The sequence below is a fragment of the Shinella sp. genome, from assembly GCF_035998705.1.
GTDB lineage: Bacteria > Pseudomonadota > Alphaproteobacteria > Rhizobiales > Rhizobiaceae > Shinella.
The window spans coordinates 126509-142311 of the sequence record NZ_DASYHH010000033.1; the positions used below are offsets into that span (position 1 = coordinate 126509).

21 protein-coding genes are annotated in these 15803 nt (G+C 64.0%); 11 read left to right on the forward strand and 10 right to left on the reverse strand.

Going from position 1 to position 15803, the window contains the following annotated elements:
- Positions 1-93 precede the first annotated feature (93 nt).
- Entirely contained in the window at positions 94-459 is a 366-nt protein-coding gene (locus tag VGN93_RS28805) for an MmcQ/YjbR family DNA-binding protein (RefSeq protein ID WP_327510341.1), read from the reverse strand.
- A 27-nt stretch (positions 460-486) separates the two neighbouring features.
- Positions 487-1119, reverse strand: coding sequence for an ATP-dependent Clp protease proteolytic subunit (locus tag VGN93_RS28810; RefSeq protein ID WP_319311727.1), 633 nt, complete (start codon positions 1117-1119; stop codon positions 487-489).
- A gap of 271 nt (positions 1120-1390) precedes the next feature.
- Here VGN93_RS28810 and ggt point away from each other — a divergent pair, with 271 nt between their 5' ends.
- Positions 1391-3145, forward strand: a complete 1755-nt coding sequence (gene ggt, locus VGN93_RS28815; protein ID WP_327510342.1) for a gamma-glutamyltransferase — start codon at positions 1391-1393, stop codon at positions 3143-3145.
- A gap of 2 nt (positions 3146-3147) precedes the next feature.
- On the opposite strand, the gene VGN93_RS28820 is transcribed toward ggt, so the two are convergent.
- The gene (locus VGN93_RS28820) at positions 3148-3534 is read right to left on the reverse strand and encodes a type II toxin-antitoxin system VapC family toxin (protein ID WP_327510343.1); all 387 of its coding nucleotides are present in this window, start codon (positions 3532-3534) and stop codon (positions 3148-3150) included.
- The gene (locus tag VGN93_RS28825) at positions 3531-3779 is read right to left on the reverse strand and encodes a type II toxin-antitoxin system prevent-host-death family antitoxin (RefSeq protein ID WP_327510344.1); all 249 of its coding nucleotides are present in this window, start codon (positions 3777-3779) and stop codon (positions 3531-3533) included. Before VGN93_RS28825 ends, VGN93_RS28820 begins: the two co-directional genes overlap by 4 nt.
- A gap of 105 nt (positions 3780-3884) precedes the next feature.
- Here VGN93_RS28825 and VGN93_RS28830 point away from each other — a divergent pair, with 105 nt between their 5' ends.
- On the forward strand, positions 3885-5129 hold the full coding sequence (locus VGN93_RS28830; RefSeq protein ID WP_327510589.1) for a cytochrome P450: 1245 nt from the start codon (positions 3885-3887) through the stop codon (positions 5127-5129).
- 3 nt (positions 5130-5132) lie between these two features.
- Here VGN93_RS28830 and VGN93_RS28835 read toward each other — a convergent pair whose 3' ends face one another.
- The gene (locus VGN93_RS28835; protein WP_327510345.1) at positions 5133-5933 is read right to left on the reverse strand and encodes an SDR family oxidoreductase; all 801 of its coding nucleotides are present in this window, start codon (positions 5931-5933) and stop codon (positions 5133-5135) included.
- 108 nt (positions 5934-6041) lie between these two features.
- Between VGN93_RS28835 and VGN93_RS28840 the strand changes: the two genes are divergently transcribed.
- A complete protein-coding gene (locus tag VGN93_RS28840; protein ID WP_327510346.1) occupies positions 6042-6521 on the forward strand; it encodes a MarR family winged helix-turn-helix transcriptional regulator in 480 nt (159 codons plus the stop codon).
- Here the strand turns inward: VGN93_RS28840 and VGN93_RS28845 are convergent.
- The 4 genes from VGN93_RS28845 to VGN93_RS28860 form a co-directional block, all read right to left on the reverse strand.
- Positions 6518-6862 carry a cupin domain-containing protein gene (locus VGN93_RS28845; protein WP_327510347.1) on the reverse strand — a complete coding sequence of 115 codons (345 nt, stop codon included), beginning with the start codon at positions 6860-6862 and terminating at the stop codon, positions 6518-6520. The two genes, VGN93_RS28840 and VGN93_RS28845, sit on opposite strands and share 4 nt — an antisense overlap.
- Positions 6863-6914: 52 nt before the next feature.
- Positions 6915-8198 carry an O-acetylhomoserine aminocarboxypropyltransferase gene (locus tag VGN93_RS28850; RefSeq protein WP_327510348.1) on the reverse strand — a complete coding sequence of 428 codons (1284 nt, stop codon included), beginning with the start codon at positions 8196-8198 and terminating at the stop codon, positions 6915-6917.
- Positions 8199-8301: 103 nt separating this feature from the next.
- Complete coding sequence (locus VGN93_RS28855; RefSeq protein ID WP_327510349.1) at positions 8302-8730, reverse strand: CoA-binding protein; 429 nt, start codon at positions 8728-8730, stop codon at positions 8302-8304.
- Positions 8731-8798: 68 nt separating this feature from the next.
- Complete coding sequence (locus VGN93_RS28860; RefSeq protein ID WP_319311708.1) at positions 8799-9236, reverse strand: CoA-binding protein; 438 nt, start codon at positions 9234-9236, stop codon at positions 8799-8801.
- Between the two features lie 251 nt (positions 9237-9487).
- Between VGN93_RS28860 and VGN93_RS28865 the strand changes: the two genes are divergently transcribed.
- From VGN93_RS28865 to VGN93_RS28875, 3 genes are read left to right on the forward strand one after another with little or no spacing between them, the layout of a single operon-like run.
- A complete protein-coding gene (locus VGN93_RS28865) occupies positions 9488-10324 on the forward strand; it encodes an EamA family transporter (RefSeq protein ID WP_327510350.1) in 837 nt (278 codons plus the stop codon).
- A gap of 58 nt (positions 10325-10382) precedes the next feature.
- Positions 10383-10652 carry a type II toxin-antitoxin system prevent-host-death family antitoxin gene (locus VGN93_RS28870; RefSeq protein WP_327510351.1) on the forward strand — a complete coding sequence of 90 codons (270 nt, stop codon included), beginning with the start codon at positions 10383-10385 and terminating at the stop codon, positions 10650-10652.
- On the forward strand, positions 10649-10918 hold the full coding sequence (locus tag VGN93_RS28875) for a Txe/YoeB family addiction module toxin (protein WP_327510352.1): 270 nt from the start codon (positions 10649-10651) through the stop codon (positions 10916-10918). The genes VGN93_RS28870 and VGN93_RS28875 overlap by 4 nt, the downstream gene beginning before the upstream one ends.
- A 7-nt stretch (positions 10919-10925) precedes the next feature.
- Here VGN93_RS28875 and VGN93_RS28880 read toward each other — a convergent pair whose 3' ends face one another.
- On the reverse strand, positions 10926-11741 hold the full coding sequence (locus VGN93_RS28880) for an enoyl-CoA hydratase (RefSeq protein WP_327510353.1): 816 nt from the start codon (positions 11739-11741) through the stop codon (positions 10926-10928).
- 138 nt (positions 11742-11879) lie between these two features.
- Here VGN93_RS28880 and VGN93_RS28885 point away from each other — a divergent pair, with 138 nt between their 5' ends.
- From VGN93_RS28885 to argC, 5 genes are all read left to right on the forward strand, one after another.
- The gene (locus VGN93_RS28885) at positions 11880-12311 is read left to right on the forward strand and encodes a PaaI family thioesterase (protein WP_327510354.1); all 432 of its coding nucleotides are present in this window, start codon (positions 11880-11882) and stop codon (positions 12309-12311) included.
- A 240-nt stretch (positions 12312-12551) separates the two neighbouring features.
- The gene (gene rplM / locus VGN93_RS28890) at positions 12552-13016 is read left to right on the forward strand and encodes a 50S ribosomal protein L13 (RefSeq protein ID WP_256118930.1); all 465 of its coding nucleotides are present in this window, start codon (positions 12552-12554) and stop codon (positions 13014-13016) included.
- Between the two features lie 2 nt (positions 13017-13018).
- On the forward strand, positions 13019-13495 hold the full coding sequence (gene rpsI / locus VGN93_RS28895; protein WP_319311695.1) for a 30S ribosomal protein S9: 477 nt from the start codon (positions 13019-13021) through the stop codon (positions 13493-13495).
- A gap of 130 nt (positions 13496-13625) precedes the next feature.
- Positions 13626-14579: an agmatinase gene (gene speB, locus VGN93_RS28900; protein ID WP_319311693.1), complete on the forward strand. Its 954-nt coding sequence runs from the start codon at positions 13626-13628 to the stop codon at positions 14577-14579.
- Positions 14580-14673: 94 nt separating this feature from the next.
- A complete protein-coding gene (gene argC / locus VGN93_RS28905; protein WP_327510355.1) occupies positions 14674-15606 on the forward strand; it encodes an N-acetyl-gamma-glutamyl-phosphate reductase in 933 nt (310 codons plus the stop codon).
- Positions 15607-15803 lie beyond the last annotated feature (197 nt).

Genomic DNA, 15803 nt, shown 5'->3' on the forward strand with positions numbered 1-15803 from the left:
GCTGTCACAAATCAACATAGCATTAACGGCCAATATTACCGGCTTTGCAGCGCGGATAAAGCCCCGCGATCATTACAAATCGCACGATTGCGTTCATCCGCGCATTAAGCCAAGATCAGCGCGCGCCTTGCGCGTCAACTTGGCCGCAACCAAACCGTGACTTTCCCTTAGATAGTCACACAAGGCCGCGTCGTCCACTGATTCGCCCGTTTGCCGCTGTATCCACTTCATGCCCCGCGAGGCAAGATAGGGCGCCGGCCGGCATCCGGGCTGCTCGCGCAGGATATCGAAGGCGAGCTCCGACACCTTGAACGTGACGCCCGGCAGTTCCGCCTCGCTCCAGCCGGCAACGGCGAAAACCTTGTCGCCGACCTTCCAGACATGCGCCCCGCCCCATTGCACGACATGGGTCGTGGCCGGGAGCGAAGCGCAGAAGGCGTTGTATTCTTCGAGCGTCATGGGATCGCGCAGTCTCGAACCTCGATGTTACGACGCGTCCACGCCCTCGATCGCCTCGCGGCTGGTGATGACGCGGTCGACCAGACCCCAGTCCTTCGCCTCGTCGGCCGTCATGAAATGGTCGCGGTCGAGCGTCTGTTCCACTTCCTCATAGGTGCGGCCGCAGTGCTTGACGTAAACCTCGTTGAGCCGACGCTTCATCTTGATGATGTCTTTTGCATGGCGCTCGATGTCGGACGCCTGACCGGAGAAGCCGCCGGAGGGCTGGTGAACCATGATGCGGGCGTTCGGCGTGGCAAAGCGCATGTCCTTGTGACCGGCGGCCAGCAGCAGCGAGCCCATGGACGCGGCCTGGCCGATGCAGAGCGTCGACACGGCCGGGCGAATGAACTGCATCGTGTCATAGATCGCCATGCCGGACGTGACGACGCCGCCCGGCGAATTGATGTAAAGCGCGATCTCCTTCTTCGGGTTTTCGGCCTCGAGGAAAAGAAGCTGCGCGCAGACGAGCGTGGCGATGTGATCTTCGACGGGACCTGTCAGGAAGATGATACGTTCCTTGAGGAGACGCGAATAAATGTCGTAGGAACGCTCGCCGCGGTTGGTCTGCTCGACGACCATCGGCACCAGAGCCATGGCGGTATCTACGGGATTTCTCATATCAATCCTTATCGGTGTGGCCCTGAAACCCCACGCCAAACGTTGGGAATCAGCAAGTTTCGTCCTCCCTACATAGAGTGTCAGGGTATCGGACTTCAAGACGGCCGAGCGTTTTGCGGCGCTCTATGCCAGAATGCGGTTAACCGGCGCGCGTTGGATGCACGATTTCCACAGCCGAGCCGCCGGCAGGGTAAAGGAAGGATGAATCCGGCCATCCGCCCTGCCTGACCTTCCCGGGCGCCCGCGCCCCTCTTGCCGGACGGAGGCAGCCATGACGACACGCGTGACCGCAGCCCTCGGGCTCCTTCTCCTCACGACCGCGGGCGCGCTTGCCCAGCAGGCGTCCGACACCGTTTCGCCGGAGCGCGCGACCGGCTTTTCCGCCGCCAGGGTCGTGAGCGCGAAGGCGCATATGGTGGCGGCCGCGCACCCGCTTGCGGCGGAGGCCGGCGAAGCGGTGCTTGCCGCCGGCGGCAGCGCCATCGACGCCATGATCGCCGTGCAGACGGTGCTTGGCCTCGTCGAGCCGCAATCCTCCGGCCTCGGCGGCGGCGCCTTCCTCGTCTATTACGATGCCGGCGCCAAGCGCATCACCACGCTCGACGGCCGCGAGACCGCGCCGATGGAGGCCACGCCAAAACTCTTCCTGGATGAGACGGGCCAGCCCCTCAAATTCTTCGATGCCGTCGTCGGCGGCCGGTCCGTCGGTACGCCCGGCACCGTGATGCTGATGCAGGAGGCGCATAACCGCTGGGGCCGCACGCCCTGGAAGGACCTCTTCGCCCCGGCGGAAAAGATCGCCCGCGACGGCTTCGCCGTCTCGCCGCGCCTCGCCAGCCTGATCGCCGCGGAAGGCGACAAGCTGAAAACGTTCGAATCGACGACAGCCTATTTCTTCGGCGCCGACGGCGCGCCGCTGAAGGCCGGCACGATCCTGAAAAACCCCGCCTATGCCGAAACGCTCTCCGCCATCGCTGCGGGCGGGGCGCCCGCCTTCTATACCGGCGCCATCGCCGAGGCGATCGTCGATACGGTGCGCATGTCCGGCAAGAATGCCGGCGTGCTGGCGCTTGCCGACCTCGCCAACTACCAGGTCAAGGAGCGGCGGCCGGTCTGTGTCTCCTACCGCGCGCTCGACATCTGCGGCATGGGGCCGCCCTCGTCCGGCGCGGTGGCCATCGGCCAGATGCTCGGCATGCTGGAGAATTTCGACCTGAAGGCGCTCGGCAAGGACAATCCGGAAAGCTGGCGGCTGATCGGCGACGCCCAGCGCCTCGCCTTCGCCGACCGCGAGCGCTTTCTTGCGGACAGCGATTTCGTGCCTTCGCCGATCAAGGGCCTCACGGAAAAGACCTATCTCGGAGAGCGCGCCAAACTGCTCGACGGCGACAAGGCGCTTGGCGACGACGCCGTGACATCCGGTAAGCCGGAATGGGACCACGCCTTCAATTTCGGCCGCGACGCCGCGATCGAATTGCCCTCCACCAGCCATTTCGTCATCGTCGACAAGGACGGCAACGTCGTCTCGATGACCACGACCATCGAAAACGGTTTCGGCTCCCGCCTGATGACCAACGGTTTCCTGCTCAACAATGAATTGACCGACTTCTCCTTCAAGACGCATGACGAGGGCATGCCCGTCGCCAACCGCGTCGAGCCCGGCAAACGCCCCCGCTCCTCCATGTCGCCGACCATCGTGATGAAGGACGGCAAGCCGCTGCTCGCCATCGGCTCGCCCGGCGGCAGCCAGATCATCGGCTATGTCGCGCAGGCGCTGATCGCCTATATCGACTGGGGCATGGATGTCGGCGCCATCGTCGCCATGCCGCACGCCATCAACCGCTTCGGCCCCTACGACCTCGAAGCCGGCACCGACGCCGAAAAACTCGCCGAACCGCTGAAAGCCCTCGGCTACGAGGTGAAGATCGGCGACATGAACTCCGGCCTCCACGCCATCGAACTCACCGCCGACGGCCTGAAGGGCGCCGCCGACCCCCGGCGCGAGGGGATTGCCTTGGGACAGTAAAATCAGACGAGGCGGATCGGGCCGGAATAGGATGCCAGACGCCGATCGGCGGTGAGCAGCAGCAGGCCTTCGGTTCGCGCCTGGGCGACCAGCATGCGATCGAATGGATCGTTGTGAATGCTCGGAAGGCTTGCCACCGCGATCGCGTGGGCGGCATTGATCGTCAATTCCTCGTAGCCGCTTTGGACAAGGCCGTGCCGGAAAAGAGACGCGTCCACGGAGAAATCGGGCCGGTTCAAAGTCTGCTTGATCGCGACTTCCCAAAGGCTCGCAACGCTGAAGACCAATATATTGTCCTGATCGGCCATCATCGTGACGGCCTCGGCGCTCAGGCACTCAGGCCCTTCGGCGGCCCAGATCAAAAGATGGGTGTCGATCAGCAGCCTCATTTATCGCCCTGAAACATCTTTTCGATCTCGCCCTCGCCCATCGTGTCGAAATCGTCCGGGACCTTCAGCTGTCCCCGAAGGAATCCGAAGCGGCTCGGAGCGGCCTTTTCCACGGGCTCCTCCAAGGGCATCACCCGCACCATCGGTTTCCCCGCCTTGGCAATAACGAAGGATTCGCCTTCCGCGGCCTGTTCGACGAGGCGTGACAGATGGGTCTTGGCTTCATGAATATTCACGACGCGCATTTTCACCTCCAGTAGACTTAGTTTAGTAAACTTAGTCCACTGCCGGCAGAAAATCAAATTCCGGTTTTCCGCGGCACCGGAATGCGCTACCGATCCCCCATGACAATGCTTCCCTTCCCCTTCCTCTCCATCGATGCCGCCAGTCGCCGGGTTTCTCTCGACGCGCGCGATCCTGCTTTCTATCGCGATCCGAATCCGGTCTATGCGGCGCTGCATGCGCACTGTCCCACCTTCTACTGGGAAGAGCAGAAGATGTGGTATTTCACCGGCTACGACCATGTGAACGGCCTGCTGCGCGACCGCCGGTTCGGGCGGCAGATCCTGCATGTGGCGACGCGGGAAGAGCTCGGGCTTCCGGAGCCGCAGGATCATGTGAGGCATTTCGATGCGGCGGAGGCCTGGTCGCTGCTGGAGCTGGAGCCGCCGGAGCACACGCGGCTGCGCACGCTCGTCAACCGCGCCTTCGTCTCGCGCACGATCGAGCGGCTGACGCCGGAAATCACAGCACTCTGCCATCAGGCGATCGATCGGTTCGAGACGGACGGCAAGGTCGAGCTGCTCGCCGCCTTCGCCGATATCCTGCCGGTAACGATGATCGCCCGGATGATCGGCATTCCCGACGAAATGGGGCCGCAGCTGTTGAAATGGTCGCATGCCTATGTGCGCATGTACATGTTCGGCCGCACGCAGGACGACGAGATCGCGGCCGACAGGGCGGCGAAGGAATTTTCCGACTATGTGCGCGGCGTCATCGCCGAGCGCCGGGCGGAACCGCGCGACGACCTGCTCTCGCATATGGTGCACACGGAGCATCGCGGCCAGCTGCTCACCGAAGACGAACTGATTTCGACGACCATCGTGCTGCTCAATGCCGGCCACGAGGCGACGGTGCACCAGATCGGCAATGCCGTGCGCAGCATTCTCAAAAACGGCGCCGACCCGTCCGCGATCTTCGCGGACGAGACGGCGACGGAACGCACCGTGGAGGAATGCCTGCGCATTTCCGCGCCGGTGCATATTTTCGATCGTTTCGCGCTGGAGGATGTCGAACTCGACGGCATCCAGTTCCGCCGCGGCGACAAGGTGGCGATGATCCTCGCCGCCGCCAATCTCGATCCGAAGAAGTTTTCCGATCCGCTCGCCTTCAGGCCGGATCGCAACGAGGGCGCCAACCTCTCCTTCGGCGCCGGCATCCACTTCTGCATCGGCGCGCCGCTGGCAAGGCTGGAGCTCAACATTGCCCTGCCGATCCTGTTCCAGCGCCTGCCGGGGCTGAAGATCGCCCAAAAACCCGTGGTCAAGGATGTCTACCATTTCCACGGGCTGGAGGCGCTGGACCTGACCTGGTGAGGCTCAGGCGGCCGCGTAGCGCGTGGCGGGCTTGTTGTGCGAAATGTTCGGGCCGAGCGCCTGGCGCGTGGCTTCGTGCTTTTCCCAATCCGCCTTTTCCGGCAGCGAGGGGATCGTGACGAGTTCGCCCTGATCGAGGCCGGCAAGCGCCGCATCGACGAGGTCGGCGACGTCCATGACGCGGCTCTGGTCGAGCGCCTCGACGGAGCCCCCTGCCCGGTCGAAGATTTCCGTCCGCGTCAGGCCCGGCAGCACGGCCTGGAGGCGCACGCCGGTGCCGTCCAGCTCGCGGGCGAGCGACTGCGTAAAGGCGAGCACGAAGGCCTTGGTGCCGCTATAGGTGCCGTTGAACAGTTCCGGGATGATGGCGACGGCCGACGCGATGTTGACGATCGTGCCCTTCTTGCGCGCCACGAAGGCCTGGGCTGCGGCCACGGCGAGACGGTTGGCGGCGGTGACGTTCAGCGCGATCATCGTATCGAGATAGTCGATGTCATCGGCAAGCAGCGCACCCTTCGGGCCGATGCCGGCATTGTTGACGAGGAGCGTGATTGCCGCGTCGTCGCGGATGCGGCGTTCGACGGTGCGGACATCGGCAGAGGCCGAGAGATCGGCGCGCAGCACGTCGACGGCAACGCCATGGTCCGCCTTCAGCTTTTCGGCGAGCGCCGCAAGCCGCGCTTCATCGCGGGCGACGAGCACGAGATCATAGCCGCGGCGGGCGAGCCGGTCGGCATAGGTGGCGCCGATGCCGGCGGATGCGCCGGTCACGATGGCGGTTCCAAGGTTTGTCGTGCGGGTCATGTCAGGTCTCCGGTTTGAATTTAGTGGTATATGCCACTATATTGGGAGCACTATCCGGGCTTGCAATAGGCCCGCGCGATTTTTATCGAGAGATGAGCGAGGTGTGAGATGAGCAAAAACGACGGCGTCTGGCAGCACTGCACGAACAGCGCGATCCGCCGCGCCGCGCGGCAGCTCGGCCAGCTCTATGACGACCTGATCGAACCGAGCGGGCTGAAGGGCACGCAGTTTTCGCTGATGTCGCAGATCGCGCTTTCCGGCAAGGACGGTACGCCCCTGAAGCCGCTGGCGGAGGGGCTGGTGATGGACCTCTCCGCCCTCGGCCACACGCTGAAGCCGCTGACGCGCGACGGGCTGGTGGAGCTCATCCCCGATGAGCGCGACGGGCGCGTGAAACGCGCGCGGCTGACGCCGCTGGGTGCGCAAAAACAGGAAGAGGCGCTGGCGCTCTGGCAGGACGCGCAGGGGCGCTTCGACGCCGTGTTCGGCGCCGAGCGCTCCGCCGAGATGCGCAGCCTGCTCGGGCTTATCTCGACGCCCGACTTCGCCAAGGCCTTTCGGGCGGCGAAGCCGGACTCCAACGATTAGAGGCGGATGACATAGTCCTTGCGAGTCGTTTCAACGACTTCCCAGCTTCCCTTGAAGCCGGGCCTGAGGATCAGGCGGTCGCCGGCCTTGAGGTGGAAGGTCTCGCCGTCGTCGGAGGTGACGATCGAGCGGCCTTCGAGGATGTGGAAATATTCCCACTCGTCATACTGGATGCGCCATTTTCCCGGCGTCGATTGCCAGATGCCCGAATAGATGCCGCCCTCTGCCTCCTCGATGTTCCAGCTCGTGAAGACCGGATCGCCGGAAATCAGCCGGTCCGCGGCCGGCCGGCCCTCTTCCGGCACGATGTCGGAAATGTCGAAGGGTTGCGCTTTGCTCATGCTTGCTCCTTGGGAAGGATGCCGACGGCCCGAAAAGGCCGCCCGGAAGGTATCAGGCCTTGGCCAATGCCTGTTCGATATCCGCGATGATATCGGCGACGTCCTCGATGCCGATCGACAGGCGCACGACATCCGGGCCGGCGCCGGCGGCGACCTGCTGCTCTTCCGAAAGCTGGCGGTGCGTCGTGGAGGACGGGTGGATGACGAGCGAGCGCGTATCGCCGATATTAGCGAGGTGCGAGAGCATTTCGAGACCCTCGACGAAGCGCTTTCCGGACTCGTATCCACCCTTCAGGCCGAAGGTGAAGACGGCGCCCGCGCCCTTCGGCGAATAGCGCTGCTGCACGCCGTGGTTCGGGTCGTCGTCCAGGCCGGCATAGGTGACCCAGGAGATTTTCTCGTGCCCCTTCAGCCATTTGGCGACGGCGAGCGCATTGTCGCAATGGCGCTGCATGCGCAGCGGCAGGGTCTCGATGCCGGTCAGGATCTGGAAGGCGTTGAACGGCGAGATGGCCGGGCCGAAGTCACGCAGGCCCAGCACGCGGCACGCGATGGCGAAGGCGAAATTGCCGAAGGTCGCGTGCAGCACCATGCCGGCATATTCCGGGCGCGGCTCGGAAAGCGCCGGATATTTGCCCGAGGCCGTCCAGTCGAAGGTGCCGCCATCGACGATGACGCCGCCCATGGAATTGCCGTGGCCGCCCATGAACTTGGTCAGCGAATGCACGACGATATCGGCACCGTGTTCCAGCGGGCGCACAAGGTATGGCGTCGCCATCGTGTTGTCGACGATGAGCGGCAGGCCGTGGCGGTGCGCCACGTCGGCAATGCCGGCGATGTCGATGAAGGTGCCGCCGGGGTTGGCCAGGCTCTCGATGAAGATCGCCTTGGTCTTGTCGTCGATCTGGCTTTCGAAGGAGGAAAGATCGCGCGTATCGGCCCAGCGCACATGCCAGTCGAAGCTCTTGAAGGCATTGCCGAACTGGTTGACCGAGCCGCCATAGAGCTGGCGGGCCGAGATGAAATTATCACCCGGACGCATGATCGTGTGGAAGACGAGGAGCTGCGCGGCATGGCCCGAGGCGACGGCGAGCGCCGCCGTGCCGCCTTCGAGCGCCGCGACGCGCTCTTCGAGCACGGCCTGCGTCGGGTTCATGATGCGGGTGTAGATATTGCCGAAGGCCTGCAGGCCGAAGAGCGAGGCGGCGTGGTCCGTGTCGTTGAAGACGAAGCTGGTGGTCTGGTAGATCGGCGTCGCGCGGGCACCCGTCGTCGGGTCCGGCTGGGCGCCGGCATGGATGGCGAGCGTGGAAAATCCGGGCTTGTTCTTCGTCATGAAATGGCCTCCCTGGCTGAAGTCGGGCGCACTATTTCAGAGGGATAGGGGCCGGTCAAAGGAAGTTTTCCGGCGCGACAATAGGCGTCGCGCACGCAAAATTTCAGGCGACGAGGCGCGGATATTCTATCGCCGGGCAGCGATCCATCACCACCTTGATGCCCGAGGCTTCCGCTTTTGCGGCGGCGCCATCGTGGCGCACGGAAAGCTGGCCCCAGATGACCTTCGGCAGAGGAGAGAGCGCCAGCGCCTCCTCGACGACCGACGGCAGCGCGTCGGCCGCGCGAAAAACGTCGATCATGTCGATCGGCTCGACGATGTCGGCAAGGCGGGCGACGACGGGCTGGCCGAGGATTTCCTTGCCGGCCTGGCCGGGATTGACCGGGATGACGCGATAGCCCTTGCGCAGCAGGAAGGCCATCACCCGATGGCTCGGCCGCTCCGGGTTCGGAGAGGCGCCGACGAGCGCGATCAGCTTGGTCGAGCGCAGGATGTCGGCGATGTAATAGTCCGGATAGGAATCATGGTTCATGGCGTTATCCCGTCTTCTCCGGGGAGAATTGGGGTAACGCTGCGTGAAGTCAATATTCTTGACAACCGTCAGGAGGCCTTGAGCATCAGCACCGGATATTCCGTCACCGGGCAGCGATCCATGACGACCTGGATGCCGGCGGCTTCGGCACGCGCCGCCGCCGCATCGTCGCGCACGGTGAACTGGCCCCAGATGACCGCGGGCAGCGGGCGCAGCGCCAGCACCTCGTCGACCACCGTCCCGAACTGGCTGGCCGCGCGGAAAACGTCGACCATGTCGATCGGCTCGGGAATGTCGGCGAGGCGGGCGTAGACGGTCTGGCCGAGGATGGTTTTTCCCGCATGGCCGGGGTTCACCGGAAAGACGCGATAGCCCTTGCCGAGCAGGAAACCCATCACCCCATGGCTCGGCCGACCGTCGTTCGGCGAGGCGCCCAACACGGCGATGGTATGCACGGATTTAAGGATGTGGCGGATATAGCTGTCGGCATAGTGATCGTGGTTCATCGCTGCCTCCTCCGGCGTTGGCGACCGTCTCTCACACGTCTTCCAGATACGTATAGTAGCGCAGAACCTTAAAGAAGACGACCGGGCGGGCCAGCGGGAAAGCCGGGCAATTGTGCCAATACGGATCACATTTCGGGGTTTCACCGTTCCCACTGGTCGAAATCGCTGAAAATCCCGATTGCAAATCGCCGGTTTTGCGCAGATGAAGGGGCCAACTCCCCATCCGCCTGCCCGCCCCCCGAGGTCCCAGATTGCCGCTAGACGTCCTTTTTCTCGTGCTGTTCGGCGCGGCTCTGCATGCGGTCTGGAATGCGCTGGTCAAATCCGGCACGGACAAGTCGCTCGATGCCGCCATGGTCTCGCTTGGCGGCGGCATGGTCGGCCTTGCCTGCCTGTGGCTGGTGCCGCTTCCCCATCCCGAGGCCTGGCCGTTCATCCTGACGTCGGCCGTCCTGCAATTCGCCTATTTCCAGCTCGTCGCGGCGGCCTACCGGGCGGGCGACATCGGCCTCGTCTATCCGCTGATGCGGGGAGCCGCCCCCCTTCTCGTCGCCACCACCAGCGGCCTCGTGCTCGGCGAGCACCTGACGCCCACGGCCATGGCCGGCGTGCTGGTCATCTCGGCCGGCGTGCTGACGCTCGCCTTCGAATCGCGGCACGGCAGCCGACGCGCCATCGTCTTCGCGCTGGCCAACGCCGTCGTCATCGCAAGCTACACCTTCGTGGATGCCGCGGGCGCGCGCGCATCGGGTAATGCGATCTCCTACACGCTGTGGATGTCTCTGCTGCCGCCGGTGCTGCTGTTCGGCTGGGCGATATCACAGCGCGGCGCTGCCCCGGTCTGGAACCACGTACGCCGCAACTGGATCCGCGGCCTCCTCGGCGGCGGCGGCTCCATCGCCTCCTACGGCCTCGCGCTCTGGGCCATGACGAAGGCTCCCGTCGCTACCGTCGCAGCACTCCGCGAAACCGCCATCCTCTTCGCCCTCCTCATCTCCGTCTTCATCTTCAAGGAAAAGGCCAGCATCTGGCGCTACATCGCCGGCGCGGTGATTGCGGGGGGCGTGCTGGTGCTGAAGCTCGCGTGAGCATTGAAATCCGGCCGCTCATGCTATATGTACGTATTCCTGTACAGAGGAGCTGGAAATGCGTGTCGTTAGTCTTTCCGAACTGCGTGCGAACATCGCGAAACATTTCGACAGCGTCGAGGCCGACCGGGACGAGCTGATCGTCACGCGGCAGAACCGCGAGCCGATGGTCATCATGTCGCTCGCCGATTTCGAAAGCTGGAAGGAGACCATGCACCTGCTGGCCAGCCCCGCAAACCGGGATCACCTGCTTGCCTCCATCCAGTCGCTCGATGCCGGCAAAGGCACCACGAAGACCCTCGAAGATCTGACCGTCGCCGGCGAATGAACATCTGCTTCTCTCCCGAAGCCTGGGCTGATTTCACCTATTGGATGGAGACGGACCGCAAGACGGCGGAAAAGATCGTGGCATTGATCAAGCAATGCCGGCGCGAGCCGTTTTCAGGCCTTGGCAAACCCGAGCCGCTTCGGGGCGAACTGAAAGGTTTTTGGTCGCGCCGGATAACCCAGGAACATCGTCTGATTTACCGCGTGGCCGGCAGCGGCGCAGCGCAAGTATTGGAAATCGCCGCCTGCCGCTATCACTACGGCTGACGGGCCGTCACTTCCACTCCGGCATGCGCTTGTCGAGAAAGGCGCCGATGCCTTCCTTCGCATCGTCCGCGAACATGTTGTCGACCATGGTCGCGACCGCCACGTCATAGGCATCCGGCAGCGGCAGGCCGGTCTGGGCGCGCATGGCGGCCTTGCCGATGCGCAGCGCTTGCGGCGATTTCGAGGCGATGACGGCGGCGTATTTGTCGACGACCTGGCGGAGATACTGCTGGGGTACGATGCGGTTGACGAGGCCGAAATCCTTTGCGGTCGAGGCGTCGATCGTCTCGCCGGTCAGCAGCATTTCCATCGCCTGCTTGGGGTGGGCCGCGCGGGTGACGGCGACCATCGGCGTCGAGCAGAACAGGCCGATATTGACGCCCGGCGTGCAGAAGGTCGAGGTGTCGGTGCAGATGGCGAGGTCGCAGCTTGCGACGAGCTGGCAGCCGGCCGCCGTCGCAAGCCCGTCGATCTCCGCCACCACGGGCTGCGGCAGCGCGGCGATCTTCAGCATGAGATCGGCGGCCATGCGCATGGTCTCCTCGAAGAAGGCGCGGCCGCCGTCCGGATCGCCGCGACGCGCCGTCATTTCCTTGAGATCGTGGCCGGCGGAGAAGACCTTTCCGGTCGAGGCGAGAATGACGATGCGGATCGCCTCGTCGGCGGCAGCGGCATCGAGCGCCGCGCCGAGTGCCTCCATGACGGCGATGGAGAGCGCATTGGCCGGCGGATTGTTCAGCGTGATTCGGAGGATGGGCTCGAAGCGCTCGACACGCACCGGGTTGGCCGGCTCCTCTTTCCTGAACGACACCACATCCGCCATGACCGGCCTCCTTCGCTGTTCGGTTTTGCGGTCCTACGCCTCGCGGCAGACAGTTTCAAGCACGGCGCCATAGACTTTGAGGGGGCTTGCCGCGGCCGGCAAATCGGTCTGTAAACGCAGGCGACAGGAGACGTGCCGATGAAACTGACGCCGATCATGGACCCGGAAGCGCTGAACCGCTTCCTAGAGGAAGACTTTCCGCAGCTTCACACGGACGGCAAGGTTTTCGAGGTGATGGAGGTGCATCCCGGCGCGATCGTCATGCGCCTCATGCCCAATGAGCGGCACCTGCGCCCCGGCGGCACGATTTCCGGCCCCACGCTCTTTGCGCTTGCCGATGTCGGCGCCTGGTGCGCGGTGCTGGCGCATATCGGCCCGGTGGCGCTCGCCGTCACCACCAATCTCAACATCAACTTCCTGCGCAAGCCGGCGCCCGGCCCCCTCTCCTGCACCTGCCGGGTGCTGAAGCTCGGCAAGCGGCTCGCGGTGGTCGAAGCATCGATTTTCGACGAGGATGCCGAGGATCTGGTGGCGCATGCCACCGCGACCTATTCGATTCCGCCGCGATAATTTGTGGTATCCAAATACCACTTACACAAGCCCTTGTTTTTGCTATACTATCTTTGACGCCGCCTGGGTCGCGTCTCTTGACGCCAGACCAGCACTCGCTTATAAGCCGCCCAGATCGCGGTCCTTTGGGGCCGCTTTCGATTTTTGGCATCCGCCCAGAAATGGGAAAGCGCCAAACCAAGCAACAAAAAGCGCCCAAAACCGCAAGGTTTCGGGACCCCTAAAGAAAGAGCTACTCCCATGGGAACCTTCGTACAGAAGCCCGCCGAGGTAGAGAAGAAGTGGATCCTCATCGACGCCGAAGGCCTCGTTGTCGGTCGCCTCGCTACCCTGATTGCAAACCGCCTGCGCGGCAAGCATAAGGCAACCTTCACCCCCCACGTCGACGATGGTGACAACATCATCGTTATCAACGCGGAAAAGGTCGTCTTCACCGGCAAGAAGTATTCCGACAAGACGTATTACTGGCACACCGGTTATCCGGGTGGCATCAAGGAGCGTACGGCTCGCCAGATCATCGAAGGCCGCTTCCCGGAGCGCGTTCTCGAGAAGGCTGTCGAACGCATGGTTCCGCGCGGTCCGCTCGGCCGTCGCCAGATGAAGAACCTGCGCGTCTATGCCGGCTCCAACCATCCGCACGAAGCCCAGCAGCCCGTCACCCTCGACGTTGCCAAGCTGAACAGCAAGAACACAAGGAGCGCCTGATCATGGCCGACCTCTCCTCGCTCAAGGACCTCGGCGTCGCTGCCGCAGCTCCCGCTGCCTCCGCCCCGGTTCACGTCAAGAAGGTTGACGCCCAGGGTCGCTCCTACGCCACCGGCAAGCGCAAGAACGCTGTCGCCCGCGTATGGGTCAAGCCGGGCTCCGGCAAGATCACCGTCAACGGCAAGTCTTTCGAGACCTACTTCGCCCGCCCGGTTCTGCAGATGATCCTGCAGCAGCCGATCATCGCGGCTGCCCGTGACGGCCAGTTCGACATCGTTGCCACCGTCGCCGGCGGCGGTCTTTCCGGCCAGGCCGGTGCCGTTCGTCACGGCGTCTCCAAGGCACTGACCTACTTCGAACCGGGCCTGCGCTCGGTTCTCAAGAAGGGCGGCTTCCTGACCCGCGATTCGCGCGTCGTCGAACGCAAGAAGTACGGCAAGGCCAAGGCCCGCCGTTCGTTCCAGTTCTCCAAGCGTTAATCGCTCGGACGATTTTTGGTTCGGGAAAGGCCGGGGTTCACCCCGGCCTTTTCGTTTTCAGCGCGTAGAATCCCTCTTGCCTTAAAGCCCGCGATTGGCGAACGTCCGGCCAGATTTCGGAGGGAATTTCATGGCCAACAAGACGATCGACCACGCCATCACGGCAAAATCGCTGAAGAGCGCCGCCTCGGACCCGACCCATGCCGGCATCCTCTCCTTCATGCGCCGGCGCTATTCGAAGGTGCTGAAGGATGTCGACGCGGTCGTCTGGGGCATTCCCTTCGATGCCGCGACCTCCAACCGCCCAGGCACGCGCTTCGGGCCGCAGGCGATCCGCCGCGCGTCCGCGATCATGGACAACGACCCGCAATATCCCTTCGAGCGCGACCTCTTCGAGGACATGGCCGTCATCGACTACGGCGATTGCCTGCTCGACTACGGCAACCACCAGAAGACGCCGGCGACGATCGAGCGCGAGGCGAAGAAGATCCTCAAATCCGGCGCCTATATGCTGACGCTCGGCGGCGATCATTTCATCACGCTGCCGATCCTGCGCGCGCATGCCGAAAAATACGGTCCGCTGTCGCTCGTCCAGTTCGATGCGCACCAGGATACCTGGGCGGACGAGAAGGGCCGCATCGACCACGGCTCCTTCGTCGGCACCGCCGTGCGCGAGGGGCTGATCGATGCGGAGACGTCGATCCAGATCGGCATCCGCACCCATGCGCCCGAGGATTGCGGCATTCGCATCCTCTATGGCTACGAGGTGGAGGAGATGACGGCCGGGGAGCTTGCCGACACGATCGTCCACCATGTCGCCGACCGGGCGACCTACCTCACCTTCGACATCGACTGCCTCGACCCGGCCTATGCGCCCGGCACCGGCACGCCGGTCTCCGGCGGCCCGTCGAGCGCGAAAATTTTGTCGGTGCTGCGCAAGCTCGGCGCGCTGAACGTCGTCGGCTCGGATGTCGTCGAGGTCTCGCCGGCCTATGACCATGCCGATATTACCGCCATCGCCGGCTCGACCATCGCCATGTACATGCTGGGGCTGCATGCCGCGCAGCTCGCGGAACGACGCTGAACTGACGGCATTGAATGCGACAGGCCAAGCCGCTATATCGGGCCGACCCTCGCGGGTGGTCCGCGGCGCATGCATTGACAGGATGGGATTCCAGATGAAACCGAAGATCTTCATCGATGGCGAACACGGCACGACGGGCCTGCAGATCCGCACGCGCATGGCCGGCCGCGACGATGTCGAGCTTCTGTCGATTCCGGAGGCCGAACGGCGCAATGCGAAGCTGCGCGAGGACCTGCTGAACGACGCCGACGTCGCGATCCTCTGCCTGCCGGACGATGCCGCCAAGGAAGCCGTCGCCATGGTCGCCGGCAACAATTCCGTGCGCATCATCGACACCTCGACCGCGCACCGCGTGCACCCGGACTGGGCCTATGGCTTTGCCGAAATGGACAGCGCGCAGCTGAAGAAGATCGCCGACGCCCGCTATGTCGCCAATCCCGGCTGCTATCCGACGGGCGCCATCGGCCTCATCCGCCCGCTGCGCCTCGCCGGCATCCTGCCGGAGGATTATCCGATCACGGTCAACGCGGTTTCCGGCTATACCGGCGGCGGCAAGCAGATGATCGCGCAGATGGAAGATGCCGGGCATCCCGAGCACATCTCGTCGCCCCACTTCCTCTACGGCCTGCCGCTGAAGCACAAGCATGTGCCGGAGATGCAGGTGCACGGCATGCTGTCGCGCGCGCCGCTCTTCTCGCCTTCGGTCGGAAAGTTCGCGCAGGGCATGATCGTGCAGGTGCCGCTCTATCTCGCCGACCTCAACGATCACGCCTCGCTTGGCTCCATCCATGAGGCGCTTGCCGCCCACTATGCGGGCCAGGACATCGTCGAGGTTGTCGACCTCAAGGAAAGCGCAGCACTCCCCCGCGTCAACGCCGTGGAACTCGCCGACACCGACCGCATGAAGCTCTACGTCTTCGGCACCGCAGGCAGCCCCCACGTCAACCTCGTCGCCCTGCTCGACAATCTCGGCAAGGGCGCTTCGGGGGCTGCGGTGCAGAATATGGATCTGATGCTGAAGGGTTGAGGGTCGCCCCTCATCCGCCTGCCGGCACCTTCTCCACGCAAGCAACAAGGCAATCGCATATATCACACGGCGATGCCACTTTCCCTTCTCCCCCGCGGGGAGAAGGTGGCCCGAAGGGTCGGATGAGGGGGGCGGCACGGACGGATCAATGCGATTTCTAGCGTCTGCGACCTCCCCCTCATCCGCCTGCCGGCACC